This is a genomic window from Psychrobacter immobilis (assembly GCF_904846235.1).
In the GTDB taxonomy this organism is placed as follows: Bacteria; Pseudomonadota; Gammaproteobacteria; order Pseudomonadales; family Moraxellaceae; genus Psychrobacter; species Psychrobacter immobilis_C.
This window is the reverse complement of record NZ_CAJGZN010000003.1, coordinates 140,360-162,489: the sequence shown is the minus strand read 5'-3', so window position 1 is coordinate 162,489 and position 22,130 is coordinate 140,360. Positions and strand designations below refer to the sequence as shown.

Below are 22,130 nucleotides of genomic sequence, written 5' to 3'. Positions count from 1 at the left end.
TCGATAGTAGCCAGACTTATCTCATTCTCATTTTTATTAATAATAATTCATTGATACCGGATAACTATATGACACCTTCTCCTTTAGATTTACGCCTTGTCGATTTTACCGACACTGCGCCACATACGTTACAGAACCAAGTGATTGACGCTATTGATGCTGCCAATGCTTTTTTAGATACCTTAACTGTGATAGAAAGCGACAGTGCTGAAAAAATAAGCGCTGAACAAGCTTTGGCAGATGTGATGAGCTTTGATCATATAAATTTGGCATTAGATCGTAGCTGGGGTATTTTGTCGCATCTCAATAGTGTGATGAGCAACGATGAGATTCGACATGTTCACCATGAACTGCTACCAAAGCTGTCTGCCTACGGTACACGAGTTGGACAACATCAGCCTTTGTTTAATCGCTATCAAACTATCGTCAATGACACAGATTTCTTTGCTACGTTAGAGCCTGCTCGTGCACGTGCAATCGAACTGGCATTACGTAGTTTTGAGTTATCAGGCGTTGCATTACCTCAAGCTGAGCAAGAAAAATTTGCTGCTATCCAAAGCGAGTTATCTACCCTGTCTGCAACCTTTTCGGACAATATCTTGGATGCGACGCAAGCATTTGCCCTGCCTTTAGAAGACTCTCAGTTAAAGGGGTTAACAGAGAGTGGTTTGGCACTATTGGCAGATGCAGGCGAGCAATACAAAGCACGTGAGCTTGCTAGCGGTGCACTTAGCCAAGCTGATGTAGATGCACTTCCTACTCCTTACTATGTGGCCAGTTTAAATATCCCTGTATATCTAGCGATCATGACTCATGCGGACGATCGTAGTCTACGTGAGACGCTTTATCGTGCTTACGTTACGCGCGCCTCTGAATTTGATACGCATACCAATGCAAAAGGTAATTCATTAAATAATGCTGACAATATGAGTCAAATACTCTCATTACGTGAGCAAAAAGCCAAGCTACTTGGTTTTGCAAATTATGCTGAAGTATCGCTATCGACCAAGATGGCAGATAGCGTCTTAGAAGTTGAAACATTCTTACGTGACTTAGCAACGCAAGCAACCCCTGCTGCCAAAGCAGATTTGGCACAGCTACAAAAATATGCTAGCGATTATGGCATTGACGAGTTGCAACCGTGGGATAGCGCCTATATCGCTGAAAAGGTAAAACAAAGTGAGTTCAGCTTATCGCAAGAGGAGATTCGCCCATATTTCCCATTACCCAAAGTGATTAATGGCTTGTTCACTATCGTTGAGCGTCTATACGGTATTAAAGTACAAGAGCAAAGCCATAAAAATGCAGAAAGTGATTCAGTCTCTCGCTGGCATGACGATGTGAGTTTTTATCAATTATTCGATGCTGATGATCGCTTGCTCGGTGGCTTCTACTTTGACTTATTTGCACGTAGCGGTAAGCGTGGCGGTGCATGGATGAGTGGTTTCCAATCTCGCTATAGTTACGAAGAACTGAACCATCAGCAGCTGCCCGTTTGCTTTATGGTTGGAAATTTCACGCCAGCACTTGATAGCAAACCTAGTTTATTGACCCATGATGAAGTATTAACCTTATTCCACGAGTTTGGTCATGGCTTGCATCATTTACTGACTCAAGTGACGGTCGGTGATGTCGCTGGTGTCAATGGCGTTGAATGGGATGCGGTCGAGCTTCCTAGTCAGTTTATGGAAAACTGGGCTTGGGACGCTGAAGGTATCGCCCTTATCAGCAGCCACGTTGAGACTGGTGAGCCATTACCTAAAGACAAGCTCGATGCACTACTAGCAGTCAAAAATTTCCAAAGCGGCATGCAAACGCTGCGTCAGATTGAGTTTGCTCTATTTGATTTACTCATTCATGCTCATACGCCAGCACTTAATTACGATGGTATTTTAGAGACGCTCAATACTGTCCGTAATGATATTTCCGTTATGCAAACACCTGACTATAACCGCTTTGCTAATGGTTTCAGTCATATCTTCGCGGGTGGTTATGCTGCAGGTTATTACTCATACAAATGGGCGGAACTGCTATCAGCGGATGCGTTTAGTAAGTTTGAAGAAGACGGTATTTTCAACCCAGCGACAGGCAAAGCGTTCCGTGAATCTATCTTATCTGTTGGCGGCAGTTTCCCAGCGAAAATCAATTTTGAAAACTTCCGCGGTCGTAGCGCCAGTATCGACGCCTTGTTACGCCATAATGGTTTCACTGATGTTAAAAGTATCGATGCCGCAAATACTCAAACGACTCGTGAGGTCATTTAAATGCGTTATCAATCATCTAGCCCTAAGCGCCGATTTTTAGCAGGGGTACGTTGTCCGAAATGTCAGGAGATGGACGCTGTGGTGCAAGTCAATATCGTGATTCCTGCCCCAGATGAGTATATTGAATGTACTCAGTGCGGACACACAGAGCACCGCCCCGATCCTGATGCCATTAGCGCAAAGAACCATTTAGAAGATCAGATGGCACGTGATGCGATGGCAACTGGCACTAGCGGCACGGTAAAATTTAAGCCTTAGTTATTTAGGGCGTGTCTTCAATTCATCTTACAATGAACGATAGTACACGCCAGATAAAGCATTGACTTAAAATTACGCGCTAACTTCTCATAGCGAGTGGCGATACTACGAAAATGTTTAAGCCTTGCAAACATATTTTCAACAAGATGACGCAGCTTGTACAAATAGCTATCAAACTCTGGATTAGGCTGTTTGGCATTCTTCCTTTTAGGAACGACAGGTATCATATTATGGCTGCGAGCTTTGTCTCTGATACACTCTGAGTCATAGCCTTTATCAGCGATAAAGTAATCTGCCTGTCCAATCATCTCAATCAATTCACCTGCAATTTGACTGTCGTGGACGTCACCCCCAGTGATTTTAAAATGGAGCGGATATCCATCGGCATCACAGGATAGGTGTATCTTTGTAGTTGCTCCGCCACGGCTTTGTCCAATTGCTCGATCTTCACCACGCCGAGCTCCACTTGCATGCTGATGACAGCGAACATAGCTTCCGTCTGTGAATACCCATTCCGTATCAACTTCTGCTCAAAAGCCAAAAAAAAATCCGCCCATAAGCCAGTTTTCGACCAGCGGTTGAAACGACTATAGGCTGTTTTCCACGAACATAATTCTTCAGGTATGTCACGCCAAGGCGCCCCTGTGCGTAGTTTCCACAGTATGGCTTCCATGATCTCTCGGCTGTTTTGAGTTTGATAGCAGCCGTACTTTATCATCGTCGATTGCAATTGATCCCAAAGCGTATCTGTTAATGCTTTTCTTGCCATAACTTGTATTTCTCGCATCGACTCAATAGATGCGGTATTGTAACTATTATTTAGGGCTTATCCAATTGAAGACACGCCCTAGTTTTCACAACTAAAAACAGATTAAATACTTTATTATTTAATGGACTATTAAGCCTATCTATCAATAGATAGGCTTTTTATTTTGAGTTTGCTATAGTATGGCTACTTATATTCTTGACTTGAATCGATCACAATATGAAACCAGACAACATCCGGCCTTCATCAACCCACACTTCTAAGAAAAAACAGACTACATCACGTCAGAAAATTTTTGCAATACTTATCTCAGTATTGCTACTTATCGTCATTGTCTACCTTATCGTAGAAAGGTCTGGCACTCAGTCCACACTCCCTATAGATAACGCTACTTCAGCACTAGCAACTGAGCAAACGCAGACAGAATTAGTCACAGACAGCACTTCGGAAGTAGCAGATAACTCTGTCATTAACGATGGTGTACTCATGGATGAAAACTCTGAAGCAGCCAATAATGACAATAACGCGATACCAAATCCTACTGCTATATTAGATGCGCCTCTACCAGAAAATGATAGCTTGGCGAAAGAAGAGATTGATCGTTTAGAAGATGAGCGTCAGCGACTGGCCGAACAAGAAAAGTTAGCCGCTGAACAAGTGGCTATGAATAAGCAATTGACTGATATGAAGGCCGAACAAATTGCACTACTTGAACAACAAATTGCTCAGTTAGAAGCAAACGACTCTAATAAAGCGACGGTTCAATAACCGTATACTTGATTTGGTTATAAAGAGGCTTACGATGGCGATTTTGCAATTCACACATGCCTCTATTTTAAATAGCAATGCACAGTTGCTTGTTTTACCTGTCAACAATGCTGGTGTCGTTTTAGATCCTGTACTCACACGAGCAAAAACTCTATTTCCTGATAATTATAGTCGCTATCATCGTGCGTGCCGCGATGGTAGTCTGAATGTTGGTAGCTGCTTAATTAATAAGCGTACACGTGAGCAGGTCGGCCTTGGTATCAGTAGTAACGGTAACCAGCCAAACTATATTGCCAACCTTGTGATATCAAACCATCCTTATCATCCAGCGCGCACACGTTGGCTGACTGCTGCCTTGACTGATTTACAACAGCAAATAATGCCGCTTATACGTTACCAAGGCATACGCAGAGTTGCATTGCTTGCGCGGCCACTTATCTCAGGCAGACCACGTGATATCGTATCCAATGAAAGCACTACAGTAGATACCCTGCCTTTAGACTGGCATGCTGATACTTTGCCATTACTAACTGAGTACTTACAAGACCTACCAAAACTTCGTATCGATATACACCTGCCTAAAAGCATTGAGTTATAAATGGCCTTTTAGCTAGCCAGTCATCATCTTTTTGGACACATAAAAAAACCGCCTTGAATACTCATAACGAGCATTTCAAAGCGGTTTTTTATTACTTAAACCACATCAGATATTGAGTATTAGTTCTGCTCAACACCTTTCATAGTTAGTTTGATACGACCACGGTTGTCAACGTCTTGTACGAGTACTTTAACGACCTGACCTTCTTTTAGGTAGTCTGATACATTCTCTACGCGCTCTTCTGCGATTTGTGAAATATGTACTAGGCCATCCGTGTTTGGCAAGACATTTACAAATGCACCGAAGTCGACGATACGCGCAACGGTACCTTCATAAGTTTTACCAACTTCAACTTCAGCAGTTAGTGCTTCGATTTTACCGATAGCTGCCTTGGTCGCTGCTTTGTTTTCACCAAAGATACGGATAGTACCAGCATCATCGATATCGATAACCGCGCCAGTTTCTTCCGTTAGCTGACGGATAGTTGCGCCGCCTTTACCGATAACGTCACGAATCTTGTCTGGGTTGATTTCGATAACCGCATAGTTTGGTGCATGAGCATTGATTTCAGTACGGCTCTCAGGCAATACTTGGTTCATTGCTTCTAGGATATGGATACGACCTGCATGAGCTTGTTTAAGCGCTTGCTCCATGATGTCAGGTGTAATACCTTCGATTTTGATATCCATCTGAAGTGCAGTGATACCATTTTTAGAACCAGCCACTTTAAAGTCCATATCACCTAGATGATCTTCATCACCCAAGATGTCTGACAATACAGCAAAACGATCGCCTTCTTTAACCAGACCCATCGCGATACCAGCAACTGGTGCTTTTAATGGTACGCCTGCGTCCATCAATGCCAAGCTTGCGCCACAAACAGAAGCCATAGAAGATGAACCGTTAGATTCAGTGATTTCTGATACCACACGAATCACATATGGGAAACGCTCACTATCTGGCAACATTGCTTGTACACCGCGGCGTGCTAGACGACCATGACCGATTTCACGACGTTTTGGAATACCTTCACGGCCCGTTTCACCAACTGAGAAATGCGGGAAGTTATAATGCAGCATGAAATGGTCACGAATCGTGCCACCTAGTGAGTCAATCATGTTGACGTCACGGCTGTTACCAAGTGTGGTAGTAACCAATGCCTGCGTCTCGCCACGTGTGAACAATGCTGAACCATGCGTATATGGCAATACACCAACTTGTACGTCAAGCGCACGAACTGTCTCAGGGTCACGACCATCGATACGCGGCTTACCTGACAAGATGTTGTCACGAACAGTACGATATTTAAGGTCGTTATAGATTTCTTTAAGCTCAGATACGGTATCAGCATAAGTTTCTGACTCAGCATCACCAGCAAGTGCATCAATAATTGACTGCTTAATTTCATCAAGCTTCGTGTAACGTGCTTGCTTATCAGTAATGGTATAAGCGTCAGCAACTTGCTCGCCGAACTGCTCTTTCATGCTGCTGGTAAGTGCTTGGTCACGCTCAGGAGCAGAATATTGCTGCTTAGCAGTACCAATTTCTTCAGCCATTGACGCGATATTATCAATAACGATTTGTTGTTGCTGATGGCCGTACAATACTGCACCTAGCATTTGGTCTTCTGACAGCTCTGCCGCTTCAGATTCAACCATCAATACCGCAGACTTAGTACCAGCTACAACCAAATCTAGATCACTGGTTTCAAGCTGCTCAGACGTTGGGTTTAGAACGTATTCGCCGTTAATGAAACCAACACGAGCGGCAGCAACAGGACCATTAAATGGTGCATCAGAAATAGCCAATGCTGCTGAAGCACCGATTAGTGCAGCGATATCTGCAGACTGAGTTTTATCTGATGATACAACTGTAGCGGTGATTTGGATTTCGTTTACGTAGCCTTCTGGGAATAGTGGACGAATCGGACGGTCAATCAAGCGTGAAGTTAAGGTTTCAAATTCGCTCGCACGACCTTCACGTTTGCCGTAAGCACCTGGGATTTTACCCGCTGCATACATTTTTTCTTGATAATTGACCGTTAGCGGAAAGAAGTTTTGACCTTCTTTAGCTTCTGATTTTACGACTGCTGCAACTAATACTGTTACGCCGCCCATGTGTACTAAAATAGAGTTTGCTTGACGGGCAATACGGCCTGTCTCGATAACAACCTGCTGGTTGCCATATTGAAATTCACGCTTAATGGTGTTGAACATTGTCATATAATCTTCCTAATGTTGACTGACAAAACTGATATCAGCGTTAAAAAAAGCTGATATCTGTCATTAAAATTCTGTGTATGTAGCTATCAGTTGACATGCTTTCTATCAGAAAGCATCTCAACCAATGCCAATAACGTTACTTGGTTATCTCATATATTTGTCTGAGTTAGACATCGTACTATTATGTATATTCGGTCGTGCAATTTTGGCTTTACTATAAATACTATCAAAAAGACATTAAGTCAAAAGACTTCGATGCTAAAAACCCTACAGGCTATTTTCTGAACTTTCAAATATCAGCTATCTGCGCTGATTACCAAGCCAAATAATAAATATCTTATCAATAATCGCCATATCTGTAGCAGATGCGCTATCAAACTCACAAGGCATTATTTTACAGTGATTTATAGCCATTGACCAATTAATTGCACAGTAGCGCAATTATCGTCAGAAAATACCGTATTTGAGACTTGGTTAGTTAGTACAGTTTATACCAATATCCCTCTTAACGATTCTATAGAAGGAGCTATAGCTCTTACTATTTGAGCACGGTATCTAAAACGAATAAGCATAAAAAAACGGCGTGAAACTATTCCACACCGTTTTTAGAGAAATCTATTTTATCGATAATAACAAACAATTTCCAAGCGATTTAGCAAAAAATTCAGCATCCACTCGTACTATTGTCGTTAGATTAACGACGTAGACCTAACTGGCTGATTAGAGTAGTGTAACGACCAAGGTCTTTACCTTTTAAGTAATCAAGCAGTTTACGACGCGTGTTAACCATACGGATAAGACCGCGACGGCTATGATGGTCAGCTTTGTGTGCTTTAAAATGGTTCTGCAAATCATTGATACGAGCACTCAACAAAGCTACTTGAACTTCTGGAGAACCAGTGTCATTTTCGCCACGTTGGTATTGAGCGATGATTTGTTCACGATCGGTATTAGTTAGCATAAATATCTCCGGCAATGCTAAAAACTTTAAATACAGGCTGCAATTTGAGTCAGTATTAAAGCAATAGAATAATAAATAAAATAACCTGTACGCCATTCAGGACAACCCTGCATTACTAGAGTTGACCTAGTGTACGACAAGCTCAGTTAACAACCATTTAATATGTTTTGAATCGTACATTGCATTTAGCTATAGCACTACTTAATCAAAGTAATGGACTAACTACAGTACATCATTCAAAACCTAATTTAAATGTGGGGGTAATTATAACAAAAAACTGCTGAACTAGCAGCAGTTTTTCATAATACTTGTAAAGCGACATTTAATTTCTAGTAGCTAGTATTCTATAGATAACTATCTATTAAGTGCCTACCTAGGCTACTTGTTAACGTCAGACTCTGTCGCATTGCCGCCTAGTTCATCATCTTCAAGAGGCGCGGCAGTAGTCACTTCCGCTAGACTGTCTGGGGCGGTATGCTCACTTGGATTGATTTCTTCTGCAAGCTTTTCAATCTCTTTTTCTTGCTCGTCCATATTGTTCGGTGAATTACTCATATTAGCTCCTGAATTATTATTTTGTGGACTAACTGTAGTTGCACTCATCGATCATAAGACGTGCAAACTATAAACATATCAATGCCACCTATTACAGGTGGCATATTAAAAACCTACTTATCTTCTTTCGCGTTTTCTAAGTTAGCTGCGATACGTTCTGCTGCTGCTTCGCTGTTTTCACTATGATTGTCTTCCGTTTGACCTTTAAGTGCTGCTTCTGCTGAATCAGAACGTTGTTGCTCAAGCTTAGTATCGTTTGGATTAGAGTTTGACATAGTATCTTCCTTAGTTATGGTTATAAATGTTAATTATAAAAATTTGAAATTTAATAGTACTTAGATAATTAGGCTTGTTTAATTAGAAGTCGAAAGTCTAAGATAATGCTTCATCTATGGCATCAACAAAATTAGGAATATCGTCTGGGTTACGCGAGGTAATAAGATTGCCATCTACTTGTACTGTCTTATCTACGTAGTTTGCTCCAGCATTTTCTAAATCTAGTTGCAACGTAGGGTAAGCGGTAAGGGTTTTGCCTTTGGCAATACCTGTATTGATGAGAATCCAAGGAGCATGACAAATAACAGCTAATGGCTTTCCTGCTTCATTTATAGCATTGATAATTTGATGAGCCTTTTCGTTGCCACGAATAGTATCTGCGTTGACAGTACCGCCTGGTAAAACCAATGCATCATACTCAGAAACGTCAGCATCTTCTGCAAAGATATCGGCAGTAAAAGTATCACTCTTATCTACGTCTTGCTGCATGGCTTGCACTTCTTTTTTATCATTTGTTGTTATAAGAAGTGTCTTGTAGCCTTTGTCTTTTAACTGATTATTGACGTCTTCATACTCTGCTTGTTCGAAGTGGTTATGTAGTAAAAAAGCGATCGTTTTCATAACTTTCCTTTTTCTTATCTATTAGTTTTGTGAGCCAGTATATTTTTATAAGCTAATTTTATTATTATTCAGTAATACGTTTTCCTTTGAACTATTTTATTTTTATCCAAATGCGTCCTTTCTGCATTACTTTTTTCTTTTGATTGGTTACTTTTAATTGGCTATTATTTTAATTATTTGCTTTATAGCAATTTTTTATTTTTATAATATTTATCCATTTTATTTTTTAGCTCAGCATTCCCTATCTGATGAATCTAGAGTACAAAAAAAACAGGTTTCACCATAGGCGAAACCTGCAATAAAATGTGACGGTATGTGATTAGTGTAAACTATTAGTAAATCAGGCTAATATTAGGTGGTAGTTTCTCTATTTAAGTAACATTGGTGAAAACGTTACTATTAGCGCTGAATCAATTTCTTAGGTTGTAAACGTCCGTTTAAGCTCACAGACCCCAAACCAAGGAATTCTCCCTGCTCATTAAGTAAACGTATATCAACCGGTATTTCGTGCTCTAGGAGCTGAGGCGAATCAAGATCAGTATCAGCTTTACCATTGGTACTAGCGTCATCATCGATACCGACAGAGCTATTATTAGATAGTTGGTCAGAAACTATATTAGCAACATAATCTTTGAGCTTACCTGTTAGCTCATCAAATACGTTTAGGCGCTGCCCCATATGTACGCGGGCGCACTGCTCCTCTGTCAGCATCAGTTCAGCATTGATATCAATACAAGCATCGATAGGCAACAGCCAAGCTTGACGCGCCTCTAAACCATGCTCTTCTAATGATGATAAAGCGATCGCATCATCAATGCTAAAGCTCCCTACTTGTGTACGACGCAATGCCGTCAAATGTCCTAGCGTACCTAGCTGCTTTGCAATATCTTCCGCTAATACACGTACGTAAGTACCTTTAGTACAAGTAACCGTTAGATTAATCTGGGTATTATCTATCATCTGTAGATTGATTGCTTTAATCGTAATATCTCTAGGCGGCCTATCAACCTCAATACCCGCACGAGCATATTCATACAGTTTTTTACCATCTTTTTTTAGCGCTGAATACATCGGTGGTATTTGCTGCTGAGCACCCAAAAACTGCTGTGCAATAGTTGCCAATGATGATTCATCAAACACTGGGATAGAAGCCTGCGTTACAATTTGGCCATCAGCATCACCAGTATCGGTTTGGCTACCTAGCAAGATAGTCGCTTGATAAGATTTATCAGCATCCAGTTGATAATGGCTAAACTTGGTAGCTTCACCCAAGCAAATAGGCAGTAAGCCAGTTGCCATTGGATCAAGCGTTCCTGTATGCCCCGCCTTTTTACTATCGTGTATCGGTGATTTAAATAAATACTTCACTTTTGACACGACTTGCTGCGACGTCATACCTTTGGGTTTATCCACCAGTATGACACCTGAAACTTTTATTTTTTCAGGTACTTTATTGGCTTGTTTATCAACTTGCTTAGACGCTATAGACATAATAATAATTTACTCGTCATTCTCGTTTTGCTCAGTTTTAGTCACGGCCTTACTAATCAAGTCCATCATGTAGTTACCACGAGCAGTCACTTCATCATAATGAAAACGTAGGCGCGGCGTAGTACGTGTCTTTAAGCTATGGCTTAATTCTGTACGCAAGAACCCTGCCGCTTTATTCAATACTTTGATGCTTTCTTCATGGTTGGTCTTGTTCATAGCATCATTGAGCTCAGGCTCCATGATAGTGACATAGACGTCCGCATAACCTAAATCTGGGCTAACTTTGACACTAGAGATCGTGACAAAACCCGTTAGACGAGGGTCATTGACTTCATCGCGAATAAGAACAGCAAGCTCACGCTGAATCTGATCCGACAATCTTTGTAAACGTTGGTTCATGTTGTTACCTTACTTTAATGGGCTTATTTTATTACTGTATAAGTCTGTTGATTAATAGATGTTGCACTGATATGTGCTAAAAAAGGCCTAGCAGGATGTACCTGTTAGGCCTAAGTACAGCTGAATATTAGCAAAGTATCTAAACAGCTCAGCGGATTACGCATATTGCATTAGTACATACTCTGCTATCGAACAGCGGCTTTAGATAGTACGTGCGAACTCTTGAATTTCAAAGACTTCGATCTTATCGCCAGCTTCAACATCATAACCACGAACGGCCAGACCACATTCCATACCAGTACGTACTTCATTAACGTCTTCTTTGTAACGACGCAATGATTGCAATTGACCAGTAAAGATAACTTGGTCATCACGCAATACGCGGATAGGTTTGTTGCGATAGATTGTACCTTCGACCACCATACAACCAGCAGCAGCACCGAACTTACTAGAACGGAATACTTCACGAACGTCTGCAACACCAAGGATTTTCTCACGATGTTCAGGAGCAAGCATACCGCTCATTGCTGATTTTACATCATCGATCAAACCATAGATTACGCTATAGTAGCGAATATCCATGTTAGCAGTGTCTGCTTTACGGCGTGCAGTAGCGTCTGCACGAACGTTAAAGCCTAACAGTACCGCTTCACTAGATTCTGCAAGGGTTACGTCAGACTCAGATATAGGACCAACGCCTGAACTGATCACTCTGACTTTTACTTCATCAGTAGACAATTCATTTAGAGCAGCTAGCAGTGCTTCAAGTGAACCACGTACGTCTGTTTTTAGTACGATATTCAAGAATGACACATCGCCTTGGCCCATCTGATCAAACATGCTTTCTAAACGCATGGCATTTTGACGTTCGAGTTGACGCTCACGCTCACGGTTGGTTCTAAAGTCCGCAACTTCACGAGCTTTTTTCTCATCCGTTACAACTAGGAACTCACTACCAGCAGCAGGTGTTTCAGGCAGACCTAAAATCTCTACAGGGATAGAAGGACCAGCTGACTTGATACGTTGGCCATGCTCGTCAGTCAATGCACGAACTTTACCATAATGCTCACCAGCTAGAACCAAGTCACCTTGTTTCAATGTACCTTTTTTCACTAGGACACTAACGACAGGACCACGACCTTTTTCAAGTCTCGATTCAATAACCACACCCTGAGCAGCACCGTCTAATGGTGCTTCTAGTTCCATTAACTCAGCTTGTAAGCTAATGAACTCTAGCAAGTCTTCGATACCTTCGCCTGTTTTGGCTGAGATACGAGCCATTGGTGTATCGCCACCCCATTCTTCCGAAACAACTTCTTTCGTCGTTAATTCATTAAGAACACGGTCAGGATCAGCGCCCGGCTTATCCATTTTGTTGATAGCAACAATAATCGGCGTACCAGCTGCACGTGCATGATCAATCGCTTCTGCTGTTTGTGGCATCATGCCATCATCAGCTGCAACAACCAATACAACGATATCAGTCGCTTGAGCGCCACGTGAACGCATTGCGCTAAACGCTGCGTGACCTGGAGTATCAAGGAAGGTGATAACACCGCGATCAGTTTTTACGTGGTAAGCACCGATATGCTGTGTAATGCCGCCCGCTTCACCATTCGCAACTTTCGTTTCACGAATTTTATCTAGTAGTGAGGTCTTACCATGATCGACGTGACCCATAATAGTCACTACTGGTGGGCGAGTCTGGATATTACTACTACGCTCATCAACTGCGTACTGTAAGTCATCTTCGACTTTAGTATCACTAACTGGTACTGGGTTGTGACCCATTTCTTCAACAAGCAAGCTTGCGGTTGCTTGATCAATCGTATCTGACTCACGAGCCATTTCACCCATTTTCATAAGTAATTTGGTTACTTCGCGAGCTTTAACTGCCATACGCTGAGCAAGATCGGCAACTGAAATTTGCTCACTAATCTCGACATCATAGACGATTTTTTCGACAGGTTTTTCAAACTTATGCTGTGACGCTTGAGTTGAACGCAAACCGTTTTTGCGGTTTTTGATTTCGCGTTCATCTTGGTTCTTGCGACGACGACCACGAGTACCAGTACTGTTCGAACCACGTTTGATTTCGCGACGCTCTTTCTCGAAAGACTCTTCTAGTGCATCACCGACCAAACCTTCAGCCAATGGCTCATCTTTACGTACTTCAGTAACAGGCTCACGATCTGTATATTTACCAGCCATTTTGCGCATTTGCTCAAGTGTACGCTTTTGCGCTTCTTCAGCTTGTGTGCGGCGGGTTTCTAGTTCGATTTCACGCAGACGCGCTTCTTCTTTCTCACGAGTCTCGCGAGCTTTACGTTCAGCAGCGGTTTCAACTTTAGGCTTAGTAGCAGCAACCTTTTTCTTCGGCTGCTCTTTAGGCTTAACTTCAGCCGTCGCTTTGCCGCCTTTTTTGACGACAACTGATGTAGAAATATCATCATTCTTGTCGTCTGATTTTTTGCTAGAGCCTAAGCTTGCGCGCATTGCTGCTAGCGTTGCTGCTTGACGCTCTTCCGCTTTTTTCTTAGTAGCGGCACGTTCTTCAGCTTCTTTTGCTGCACGTTCTTGAGACTCAATTAGAGCCTGCTCACGAGCGGCTAACTCTTCAGCCATTTTTTCTGGATCAGGCTTTTCGAATACTTTCTTTTTACGCACTTCTACGTTGACGCTCTTAGATTTACCAGAAGAGCCGGTCACACGTGCAGTACTGGTCGTCTTAGATTTAAGACTAATACGACGCTTTTCTTGTTGACCATGACTTTGCTTTAAATACGTCACCAGCTTTTCTTGCTCAAGCTCGGTGACTAGGTCATCCTCTGCGCGAGCAGGCAGGCCAGCATCTACTAATTGCTGCTTTACAGCATCTGTAGTTTTGCCTACCATTTCTGCCAGTTCTTTGACGGTCTTATCTGCCATTTATTATCACCTACTGTCTATTATTTGCTATATGTTCAATTCAGTTGTTGGCTACAAATGATTGGGTTAAGGCTGATACTTATAAATAGATATCAGCGCTTTATTCTCAATAGCATATCACCAAAAGACAGCGATATGCAGTTACCGCTTATTCATCGAACCAAGATTCCCGAGCTTTCATGATGAGTTTTCCTGCAGTTTCAGAGTCTAATCCTTCGATATCTTCTAGATCGAAGACGGCTTGTTCTGCCAAGTCATCAACAGTAATGATGTCTTTTTGCGCCATTTTATAAGCCCAACTGACTGTCATACCTTCAAGCTCTTGAAGCTCTTGACTTGGCTCTTTCATGTTCTGTTGTTTGACCAGTTCATCAGCTATGACGACTTCTTTAGCACGCTCTTGAATCATATCAATCGCTTCATCGTCTAGACCTTCGATATCATAGAAAGTCTCAACTGGTACATAGGCCACTTCTTCGATACTGGTAAAACCAATATCAACCAATGCCTGTGCTAAATCTTTATCTACTTCTAGGCGCTCATAGAATAATTCAATAAATGCTTTTGACTCGTTTTGTTGACGTTGCTGATACTCTTCTTCGAGCATCATATTAAGCTTATAGCCCGTCAATTCAGACGCTAGACGTACGTTTTGACCTTGTGAGCCAATAGCACGCGCCAACTGATCATTGGTGCTAAAGATAATATCTGCCGTTTGCGTATCTTCATCTAAAATGATACTGCTTACGTCAGCAGGCTCTAGAGAGCTGATGATGAACTGGGCAGGATCATCTGACCATACCACCACATCAATACGCTCACCGTCTAGCTCTTGCTGTACTGCTTGGATACGTGTACCACGCATACCAATACAAGCGCCAACTGGATCGATACGATGATCGTTGGTCTTCACGGCTATTTTAGCACGAGTACCTGGCAGACGAGCGACGTTACGAATTTCGATAATTTGTTCTGCAATCTCAGGCACTTCTTTTTGCATCAATGCTGATAGCATTTCAGGATGTGTGCGAGATAACAGTAACTGCGCTCCGCGGTTTTCACGGTTCACATGGTACAAGATAGCGTTAATACGTGATTTTGCACGGAGTTGTTCGCGTGGCAACATCTGATCACGTGACAAATAACCTTCGGCATTGTCACCCAAATCTATGATATAGCCATCACGAGTCTGTTTTTTGACTTCGCCATACATCATCTCACCAACACGTGGCTCGAAAGCGTCTGCAACTAATGCACGCTCAGCTTCACGAATCTTTTGGATGATGACCTGTTTGGCTTGAGTAGCAGCAATACGACCAAATTCGATTGACTCAATTTGCTCTTCTTTAATATCACCAATTGACCATTCTTCCTGATCAAGATCGGTGATAGCAAGCTGACAAGCTGGCATTTCATGGTCTTCATCTGCAACCACTGTCCAGTAACGATAAGTATCGTAATCGCCAGTTGCACGGTCGATTGCTACCCGTACAGCCACTTCTGGCTGCTCGGTATATACTTTTTTCTTAGTCGATACCACCAAAGCGTCTTCAATTGCTTCAAAGATATCTTCAGGATTTAAGCCCTTTTCATTACTGACAGTTTCTACTACCGTTAAGATTTCACGACTCATGCTATACCTGTCCTATCATTTTTTAATTGACTTAAATTTTATAATTTGGGTGCTGCTATTATATAGTTGCTATAAGCCACATAAGCTATTGGAAGATAAAACTGTCTATTTATAAACAGTTACCCTAGTAAACTCTAGGCATCTTCATAAATCAAATTGGCTTTATCAATATTACTTAGTGCAATCTCAAACTGCTCGCCATCACTTGACGTCAGTTTTAAAGAGTTTTCATCAATACTATCTAAAGTACCTGTGGCTTTACGGCGCTTTTGATCGCCTGTACCGATGGCTTGAATCAGACGTAAGCTAACAGTTTGACCAACATACGCATGCATTTGCTCATCTGAGAAAAACGCACGATCAAAACCAGGTGAAGATACTTCTAAGATGTACTCACCAGCGATAGGATCATGAACTTCTAAGATACCGCTTACTTGGTGATTTACTGCCGCGCAGTCTTCAATCGTTACTTGTTTATCTTGGGCTTGCTCTTCTGGCAATGCCTCAATATAGATACGTAGTAAAGAGCGACGACCTTGTGGCGCAAACTCGATACCCCATAGTGATACATCACAAGCGGCCACAGCAGGGGCAATAATATTAGTCAGTTCTGCAACTTTAGTCGAAAGCTTCATAATCTCTTTGTATTTTCCTATTCACTTATCTATCGTACTTAATAAACCGTATTAAAGATTGACTCTTATCTATATATAGCAATCTTATAATGATCAGAATCACGGTCAGTATATAATTTTAAATCACAAATATATGATACATATTGTGCATTTATATAGGGACGAGCGTAAAAAACATCAAGCTCGGCCAAACAATGCTTTTATTATTTATAAAGCACTACTATCGATAAAAGTATGAGGAATAAAAGATAGTGTTGCTTAAGAAGCATCGTGCCGGTAGCGGCCGATGATGACCAGTGACGAGTAATATCGTACTCTATAGACTTAGAGCTTAGCATAAGTAGGATAGATACCGCGATAACACTGACCTTCAGATACAAAAAAACCCACAAACATAATGGTGGGCTAATCGGTACTGACAAATTTAGTGTACAAAACATCAGTATAAAAAGTGGTAGCGGGGGCTGGATTTGAACCAACGACCTTCGGGTTATGAGCCCGACGAGCTACCAGACTGCTCCACCCCGCATCAATCTAGAACGCATATTATAGGGAGGTTCTGTAGAAGTGTCAATACTTTTTTTAAATTAATTATAAAATAAGTATTATCTGCTAAAAACCCAACCTGACGCTATGCTACGTCTGTAAAACTTGGTGCGATTGGGGGGACTTGAACCCCCACAGCTTTCGCCACCACCCCCTCAAGATGGCGTGTCTACCATTCCACCACAATCGCATTGTACTGCTCTGTCTCTATCATCCAGTCTATAATCAATGATGCTTAAGGTAGGCATCTATAGAACAGGAGTTGCGAAAACAGGAAAGCATTGTAAATCTAACCTACCAAAATAGCAAGCGCTGCCTACTTAAAAGAGGCTTACTCAGGATTTTGAGTCAATGGACGCGGCGTTTGCGGTGCTGAAACCGGCGCATCTAGACGAAACTGATCTTCTGCTTGCTTACGCGCATGAACAGCAAGCGTCATACTCGTAATAAAAAATATGACCGTTAGTACTGCCGTAGCACGCGTCAAAAAGTTAGCAGTTCCTGCTGCACCAAATACTGTACCTGATGAACCAGCACCAAAAGAAGCTCCAGCATCTGCCCCTTTACCATGCTGTATCAGAATCAAGCCGATCATGGCAATGGCCACAATAATATGCAGGGCTAATATAAACGTAAACATGGTGGCCTCTTTTGCCGCGTAATGACGACTGATAACGGAAAATAAAACGTAGGTTAATAGAAAGACAATCGGCATGATCAAATGCCAAATCGACTATATAAATAAGGCGCATTGTACACGATTGCAAGGGCAGTGTTAAACCTACTTTTACTAACCGATAAAACCATACTCTCTATGAGCTATGATCTTGATATCTGAGCGTTATTTATTCATTTAAGCATTGGTTTGGTTGAAGGCATCGGCAATCGCTAGAAAGCTCTCCGCTTTTAATGAAGCACCGCCTACTAATGCGCCATCAATCATAGCGTCAGAAGCAAAACTATTGGCATTATCAGCATTAACACTACCGCCATACAACACGGTAATCGTATCTGTTATATCAGCAAAGCTTGCAACCGTTTGCTTAATATACTGATGAGTCTTACTCACTTCTGCCACAGTAGGCACTTTACCTGTACCAATGGCCCATACAGGTTCATAAGCGACGAGCAGCTTTTCAGATAACGATGATGCTAAATCTGGCTGTTGAGTCAGTAAATCCTTAATAACCGAGAGTTGCTCATTGATAACGTCGAGTGTTTGACCATTGTCATACTGCTCTTGCGTTTCGCCGATGCAAAATACCACGCCTAAGTTCTGAGAAAACGCATGAGACAATTTGCTTATCAGGCATTTATGAGACTCTTTGTGATATTGACGACGCTCAGAGTGGCCAAGTAGCGTCCAAGTAGCACCTGCATCTGCTACCTGCTGTGCTGAGCAGTCACCCGTATAGGCTCCTGTACTTGCACTATAAGTACTAACATCCTGTGCTGCACAAAGTATTAAGCTATCTGCTAGACGCGCACTCACTGTACTTAAATGAACACAACTTGGTGCTACCATTAATTTACAGCGGTTTTTTGATGCCTGCGAGTTGGCTTGTTCTTCAGTATTAACTTTAGGCAATAAGTCGTCCAATAGTGCATTGACAGCACTGTTAGTCGCAGGATTCTGTTTCCAATTGCCAATTACCCAAGCTTGCATACTTATTTACCTTGTCTCATGTATTCATGCCAATTCGGCTAATATGCGCGTCAGTATAACAAATAATTCGTAAGTGCTATAGTAGCGTGCCACCATGAGCAGAATCACTTCTGCAAACTTATCTACAGACAATGCATCAATAGACCATTATTTTTACGAGCTAGTCGTCTAATGGTATATATAAATTTTTCAAACTAAAGTAAAGTTCTATACTACAGAGTTTATAAAATCAAATATTTTTGCTGGTTCTATATATAGATATACAGGTATATAAGATAAACAAAGCAAGACAGTTATAGCGAGTTATCAACTAGAAACAACAAGTATGTAGCGTGCAATACCAAGCAAGTCTACAGAATATTTTGTATCAAAGGAGAGGTTACAATGTCTATCGCAACCAGTAAGTACGGCGGTCTAGCGCAGCAACTGATTAGCGACGGTGTCGTTAGCGAAGCGAACATGAAGACGGCACAGATTGAGTCGCAGCAGCAGCAAATAGGACTGGTACCTTATCTGGTAGACAATAAATTGGCCGATGCTTATCTACTTGCCCAAATGCTATCCCAAGCTTTCGGCGACCCTCTATTTGATCTTGATGCATTAAACGTTGATATTATTCCAAAAGATTTGGTGGATGAAAAAATCGTTCGTAAGTTTAATGCTTTACCACTCTTTAAACGAGGACAACGTCTATTTGTCGCACTAAGTGATCCCACACGCGTTGATGCCATTGATGCGATTGCCTTTAACTCTCGACTGTCGATAGAAACCATTGTTGTCGAAGAAAATAAGCTTAAAAAGCGTATTGAAAGTGCATATGCAGATACGATGCAGAGCTTTGATAGCTTTTCTAATAGTGATTTAAATGTCGATTTCGATGATGGACAGGAAGAAGAAAACGAGACCAAGCTTGATGATGGTATCGACGAAGCACCTGTTGTAAAGTTCGTCAATAAGATGCTAGTCGATGCCATTCGTATGGGTGCTTCTGATTTACATTTCGAGCCATATGAAAAGTCTTTCAGAGTACGATTTCGTGTCGATGGCGTCATGCAAAAAATGGCTAATCCACCAGTTCAACTTGCGAATAAAATTGCAGCACGTCTAAAAGTCATGTCGCAAATGGATATCTCAGAACGCCGGGTACCACAAGATGGGCGTATTAAACTAAAAATTTCTAAAAATAAAGCGATTGATTTCCGGGTAAACTCATTACCGACGTTATTCGGCGAAAAGATTGTTTTGCGTATCCTTGACCCATCATCAGCCATGTTAGGTATTGATGCATTGGGGTATGAACCAGATCAACAGGAAATGTTTTTAGAGGCGTTGCACAAACCACAAGGTATGCTGCTTATCACTGGCCCTACCGGCTCTGGTAAGACGGTCTCCCTTTACACTGGTATCAACATTTTAAATACTGGCGCAACCAATATCTCAACGGCTGAAGATCCAGTCGAAATTAACCTGGAAGGAATCAACCAAGTCAATGTTAATGCCAAAGTTGGTTTGACGTTTGCCAATGCACTCAAGTCTTTTTTGCGTCAAGATCCTGATATTGTCATGGTCGGTGAGATTCGTGACCTTGAGACTGCTGAGATCGCTATTAAGGCAGCACAGACTGGACATATGGTTCTTTCTACTTTGCATACCAACTCAGCGCCTGAGACATTAACGCGTCTACGCAACATGGGTGTCGCCTCCTTTAACATTGCCACATCGGTTAACCTAGTCATTGCTCAACGTTTGGCACGACGTCTCTGTAAGAACTGTAAAAAACCTATTAACATCCCGCGTCAGAGCTTGTTAGAGATTGGTTTTACCGATACTGATTTAGATAACACTGATAATGTCATTTATGAACCAGTCGGCTGTAATGAATGCCGTGAAGGTTATAAAGGCCGTGTTGGTATTTATGAGGTGATGAAAGTGAGTCCTGATATTTCACGCATTATTATGGAAGATGGTAACGCAATAGATATCAAAGACGCTGCCATTAAAAATGGTTTCCGCGATCTACGTCGTTCTGGGATTTTAAAAGTGTTGCAAGGTGTCACGAGTATTCAGGAAATGATGCGAGTGACTTCTGAATAATAAGTAAAATTTATATAATTTATATTATAAGCCTTAATGTTCTAACTGTTATTTGATAAATGATTCATAAATCAGCAATGTTCTTTATCGGATACTTTTAAAAATAAGACAGATAAACACTGGTTTTTTACGCTAAAATAAAGTATGCCTGACTGGTATCCTAAGTCTGGTATTCTATTGTAAATTTGCAATATATATTGGACAATTTTGAGGGTAGTAACATGGCAAAAGCTAAGACCGATATGTTGTTAGATTTTGTTTACGATGGTGTAAACCGTCGCGGACAAAAAGTTAAGGGCGAAACCACCAGTCGTAACTTAGAGCTAGCGAAAGCAACCCTACGTAAACAAGGTATCACGGTTAAAGGGATTAAGAAAAAACCAAAACCACTTTATACCTTCAAAAAAGCTATTAAAGCCATTGATATTGCTATTTTTGCTCGGCAACTAGCAACAATGATGAAAGCGGGCGTACCTTTAACCCAGTCTTTTGAAATTGTCGCCGACTCCCTCGATAATCCGAGTATGAAAGACTTAGTGCTACAAATTAAAGCAGATATTGAAGCAGGTGGTACCTTTGCTTCTGCACTGCGCAAACATCCGCGCTATTTTGACGATTTATTCTGCTCCCTCGTCGAATCTGGTGAACAATCAGGTGCACTTGAGACGATGCTTGAACGAGTCGCTACTTACAAAGAAAAGAGTGAGCTTCTAAAAGCGAAAATCAAAAAGGCGATGAAGTATCCTATTGCTGTCATCATAGTTGCTATCATCGTTACTATGATTCTATTGATAAAAGTAGTACCTGTATTCTCTGATCTATTTGAATCATTTGGCGCAGAGCTGCCTGCCTTTACACAGATGGTAGTTAGCATGTCTGAATGGATGCAAGCATGGTGGTTCATCTTAATTATTGCTATCGGTGGTGCAATTATCGGTTTTTCAGAAGCTAAAAAACGATCTAAAAAATTTCGTGACTTTTTAGACCGTGCTGTCTTAAAAGCTCCCATATTTGGCAACATCGCCTATCAAGCGATTATTGCACGTTTCTCTCGTACACTATCTACAACTTTTGCGGCGGGTGTTCCACTTATCGATGCCCTAGACTCTACTGCTGGTGCGACCAATAATGTCGTATTTTATAATGCCACTCAGCAAATTAAGAATGATGTATCCACTGGTCAGCAATTACAGTTTTCCATACGCTCGACCAACTTGTTTCCGAGTCTAGTCATTCAAATGGTTGGCATTGGCGAAGAGTCTGGTAGCTTAGAAGAAATGCTAGATAAAGTCGCTGTCTACTACGAAAACGAAGTTGATAATGCGGTTGATGGTCTGACTAGCTTGATGGAGCCGTTAATTATGGCAGTATTAGGTGTATTAGTTGGTGGCCTAGTCATCGCAATGTACTTACCAATCTTCCAGATGGGCGCAGTAGTAGGATAATGAC

Annotated in this window: 19 protein-coding genes and 2 tRNA genes; 6 read left to right on the top strand and 15 right to left on the bottom strand. The window is 41.6% G+C overall.

All coding sequences use genetic code 11. The annotated features are described in order from the left end of the window. The first annotated feature begins 68 nt into the window (after nucleotides 1-68). Together JMX07_RS03190 and JMX07_RS03185 are read left to right on the top strand one after the other, a co-directional pair. Entirely contained in the window at nucleotides 69-2,264 is a 2,196-nt protein-coding gene (locus JMX07_RS03190; RefSeq protein WP_201606275.1) for a M3 family metallopeptidase, read from the top strand. Beyond that, nucleotides 2,265-2,522, top strand: coding sequence for a YheV family putative metal-binding protein (locus JMX07_RS03185; RefSeq protein WP_057757773.1), 258 nt, complete (start codon nucleotides 2,265-2,267; stop codon nucleotides 2,520-2,522). 17 nt (nucleotides 2,523-2,539) lie between these two features. On the opposite strand, the gene JMX07_RS03180 is transcribed toward JMX07_RS03185, so the two are convergent. Further along, nucleotides 2,540-3,291, bottom strand: a protein-coding gene (locus JMX07_RS03180; protein ID WP_413786652.1) for an IS5 family transposase whose coding sequence is annotated in 2 segments (ribosomal slippage) — nucleotides 2,540-3,051 and nucleotides 3,051-3,291 — 753 coding nt in all. Because the reading frame shifts where the segments join, the coding sequence is not laid out codon by codon here. Between the two features lie 216 nt (nucleotides 3,292-3,507). On the opposite strand from JMX07_RS03180, the gene JMX07_RS03175 reads away from it, so the two are divergent. Together JMX07_RS03175 and JMX07_RS03170 are read left to right on the top strand one after the other, a co-directional pair. Beyond that, the gene (locus JMX07_RS03175) at nucleotides 3,508-4,056 is read left to right on the top strand and encodes a hypothetical protein (protein WP_201606274.1); all 549 of its coding nucleotides are present in this window, start codon (nucleotides 3,508-3,510) and stop codon (nucleotides 4,054-4,056) included. Between the two features lie 34 nt (nucleotides 4,057-4,090). Beyond that, on the top strand, nucleotides 4,091-4,654 hold the full coding sequence (locus tag JMX07_RS03170) for a hypothetical protein (RefSeq protein ID WP_201606273.1): 564 nt from the start codon (nucleotides 4,091-4,093) through the stop codon (nucleotides 4,652-4,654). Nucleotides 4,655-4,773: 119 nt separating this feature from the next. On the opposite strand, the gene pnp is transcribed toward JMX07_RS03170, so the two are convergent. The 14 genes from pnp to tpiA all read right to left on the bottom strand — a co-directional run bounded on the left by pnp (nucleotide 4,774) and on the right by tpiA (nucleotide 18,587). After that, the gene (pnp, locus tag JMX07_RS03165; RefSeq protein ID WP_101204658.1) at nucleotides 4,774-6,876 is read right to left on the bottom strand and encodes a polyribonucleotide nucleotidyltransferase; all 2,103 of its coding nucleotides are present in this window, start codon (nucleotides 6,874-6,876) and stop codon (nucleotides 4,774-4,776) included. A gap of 694 nt (nucleotides 6,877-7,570) precedes the next feature. Next, nucleotides 7,571-7,837 carry a 30S ribosomal protein S15 gene (gene rpsO / locus JMX07_RS03160; protein ID WP_045443035.1) on the bottom strand — a complete coding sequence of 89 codons (267 nt, stop codon included), beginning with the start codon at nucleotides 7,835-7,837 and terminating at the stop codon, nucleotides 7,571-7,573. Between the two features lie 378 nt (nucleotides 7,838-8,215). Next, nucleotides 8,216-8,392, bottom strand: a complete 177-nt coding sequence (locus JMX07_RS03155) for a hypothetical protein (RefSeq protein ID WP_201606272.1) — start codon at nucleotides 8,390-8,392, stop codon at nucleotides 8,216-8,218. Between the two features lie 113 nt (nucleotides 8,393-8,505). Beyond that, nucleotides 8,506-8,667 carry a hypothetical protein gene (locus tag JMX07_RS03150; RefSeq protein WP_162799524.1) on the bottom strand — a complete coding sequence of 54 codons (162 nt, stop codon included), beginning with the start codon at nucleotides 8,665-8,667 and terminating at the stop codon, nucleotides 8,506-8,508. A 97-nt stretch (nucleotides 8,668-8,764) separates the two neighbouring features. After that, entirely contained in the window at nucleotides 8,765-9,289 is a 525-nt protein-coding gene (locus tag JMX07_RS03145; protein WP_201606271.1) for a type 1 glutamine amidotransferase domain-containing protein, read from the bottom strand. A gap of 399 nt (nucleotides 9,290-9,688) precedes the next feature. After that, nucleotides 9,689-10,780, bottom strand: coding sequence for a tRNA pseudouridine(55) synthase TruB (truB, locus tag JMX07_RS03140; protein WP_201606270.1), 1,092 nt, complete (start codon nucleotides 10,778-10,780; stop codon nucleotides 9,689-9,691). A gap of 9 nt (nucleotides 10,781-10,789) precedes the next feature. Beyond that, nucleotides 10,790-11,179 carry a ribosome-binding factor A gene (locus JMX07_RS03135; protein WP_102078739.1) on the bottom strand — a complete coding sequence of 130 codons (390 nt, stop codon included), beginning with the start codon at nucleotides 11,177-11,179 and terminating at the stop codon, nucleotides 10,790-10,792. A 201-nt stretch (nucleotides 11,180-11,380) separates the two neighbouring features. Then, nucleotides 11,381-14,107, bottom strand: coding sequence for a translation initiation factor IF-2 (infB, locus tag JMX07_RS03130; RefSeq protein ID WP_057757754.1), 2,727 nt, complete (start codon nucleotides 14,105-14,107; stop codon nucleotides 11,381-11,383). A 148-nt stretch (nucleotides 14,108-14,255) separates the two neighbouring features. After that, nucleotides 14,256-15,740 (bottom strand): transcription termination factor NusA, encoded by a 1,485-nt coding sequence (gene nusA / locus JMX07_RS03125; protein ID WP_057757751.1) that lies wholly within the window; start codon nucleotides 15,738-15,740, stop codon nucleotides 14,256-14,258. A gap of 134 nt (nucleotides 15,741-15,874) precedes the next feature. Further along, entirely contained in the window at nucleotides 15,875-16,375 is a 501-nt protein-coding gene (gene rimP, locus JMX07_RS03120) for a ribosome maturation factor RimP (RefSeq protein ID WP_057757748.1), read from the bottom strand. A gap of 452 nt (nucleotides 16,376-16,827) precedes the next feature. After that, nucleotides 16,828-16,904, bottom strand: a tRNA-Met gene (locus tag JMX07_RS03115). Nucleotides 16,905-17,027: 123 nt separating this feature from the next. Next, nucleotides 17,028-17,111, bottom strand: a tRNA-Leu gene (locus tag JMX07_RS03110). A gap of 141 nt (nucleotides 17,112-17,252) precedes the next feature. Continuing rightward, nucleotides 17,253-17,561 (bottom strand): preprotein translocase subunit SecG, encoded by a 309-nt coding sequence (gene secG, locus JMX07_RS03105; RefSeq protein WP_021814138.1) that lies wholly within the window; start codon nucleotides 17,559-17,561, stop codon nucleotides 17,253-17,255. 213 nt (nucleotides 17,562-17,774) lie between these two features. Beyond that, nucleotides 17,775-18,587, bottom strand: coding sequence for a triose-phosphate isomerase (gene tpiA, locus JMX07_RS03100; protein WP_201606269.1), 813 nt, complete (start codon nucleotides 18,585-18,587; stop codon nucleotides 17,775-17,777). A gap of 384 nt (nucleotides 18,588-18,971) precedes the next feature. Here tpiA and pilB point away from each other — a divergent pair, with 384 nt between their 5' ends. Next, nucleotides 18,972-20,681, top strand: a complete 1,710-nt coding sequence (gene pilB, locus JMX07_RS03095; protein ID WP_201606268.1) for a type IV-A pilus assembly ATPase PilB — start codon at nucleotides 18,972-18,974, stop codon at nucleotides 20,679-20,681. A gap of 221 nt (nucleotides 20,682-20,902) precedes the next feature. Beyond that, entirely contained in the window at nucleotides 20,903-22,126 is a 1,224-nt protein-coding gene (locus JMX07_RS03090) for a type II secretion system F family protein (RefSeq protein WP_201606267.1), read from the top strand. The last annotated feature ends 4 nt before the right edge of the window (nucleotides 22,127-22,130 follow it).

Bases quoted from the DNA above. Each gene is read 5' to 3' on its own strand.
- nusA (WP_057757751.1), bottom strand. From the start codon at position 15,740: ATGAGTCGTGAAATCTTAACGGTAGTAGAAACTGTCAGTAATGAAAAG.
- JMX07_RS03150 (WP_162799524.1), bottom strand. From the start codon at position 8,667: ATGTCAAACTCTAATCCAAACGATACTAAGCTTGAGCAACAACGTTCT.
- tpiA (WP_201606269.1), bottom strand. From the start codon at position 18,587: ATGCAAGCTTGGGTAATTGGCAATTGGAAACAGAATCCTGCGACTAAC.
- JMX07_RS03155 (WP_201606272.1), bottom strand. From the start codon at position 8,392: ATGAGTAATTCACCGAACAATATGGACGAGCAAGAAAAAGAGATTGAA.
- JMX07_RS03170 (WP_201606273.1), top strand. From the start codon at position 4,091: ATGGCGATTTTGCAATTCACACATGCCTCTATTTTAAATAGCAATGCA.
- infB (WP_057757754.1), bottom strand. From the start codon at position 14,107: ATGGCAGATAAGACCGTCAAAGAACTGGCAGAAATGGTAGGCAAAACT.
- JMX07_RS03145 (WP_201606271.1), bottom strand. From the start codon at position 9,289: ATGAAAACGATCGCTTTTTTACTACATAACCACTTCGAACAAGCAGAG.
- secG (WP_021814138.1), bottom strand. From the start codon at position 17,561: ATGTTTACGTTTATATTAGCCCTGCATATTATTGTGGCCATTGCCATG.
- rimP (WP_057757748.1), bottom strand. From the start codon at position 16,375: ATGAAGCTTTCGACTAAAGTTGCAGAACTGACTAATATTATTGCCCCT.
- pilB (WP_201606268.1), top strand. From the start codon at position 18,972: ATGTCTATCGCAACCAGTAAGTACGGCGGTCTAGCGCAGCAACTGATT.
- truB (WP_201606270.1), bottom strand. From the start codon at position 10,780: ATGTCTATAGCGTCTAAGCAAGTTGATAAACAAGCCAATAAAGTACCT.
- JMX07_RS03190 (WP_201606275.1), top strand. From the start codon at position 69: ATGACACCTTCTCCTTTAGATTTACGCCTTGTCGATTTTACCGACACT.
- JMX07_RS03175 (WP_201606274.1), top strand. From the start codon at position 3,508: ATGAAACCAGACAACATCCGGCCTTCATCAACCCACACTTCTAAGAAA.
- JMX07_RS03090 (WP_201606267.1), top strand. From the start codon at position 20,903: ATGGCAAAAGCTAAGACCGATATGTTGTTAGATTTTGTTTACGATGGT.
- rpsO (WP_045443035.1), bottom strand. From the start codon at position 7,837: ATGCTAACTAATACCGATCGTGAACAAATCATCGCTCAATACCAACGT.
- JMX07_RS03135 (WP_102078739.1), bottom strand. From the start codon at position 11,179: ATGAACCAACGTTTACAAAGATTGTCGGATCAGATTCAGCGTGAGCTT.
- pnp (WP_101204658.1), bottom strand. From the start codon at position 6,876: ATGACAATGTTCAACACCATTAAGCGTGAATTTCAATATGGCAACCAG.
- JMX07_RS03185 (WP_057757773.1), top strand. From the start codon at position 2,265: ATGCGTTATCAATCATCTAGCCCTAAGCGCCGATTTTTAGCAGGGGTA.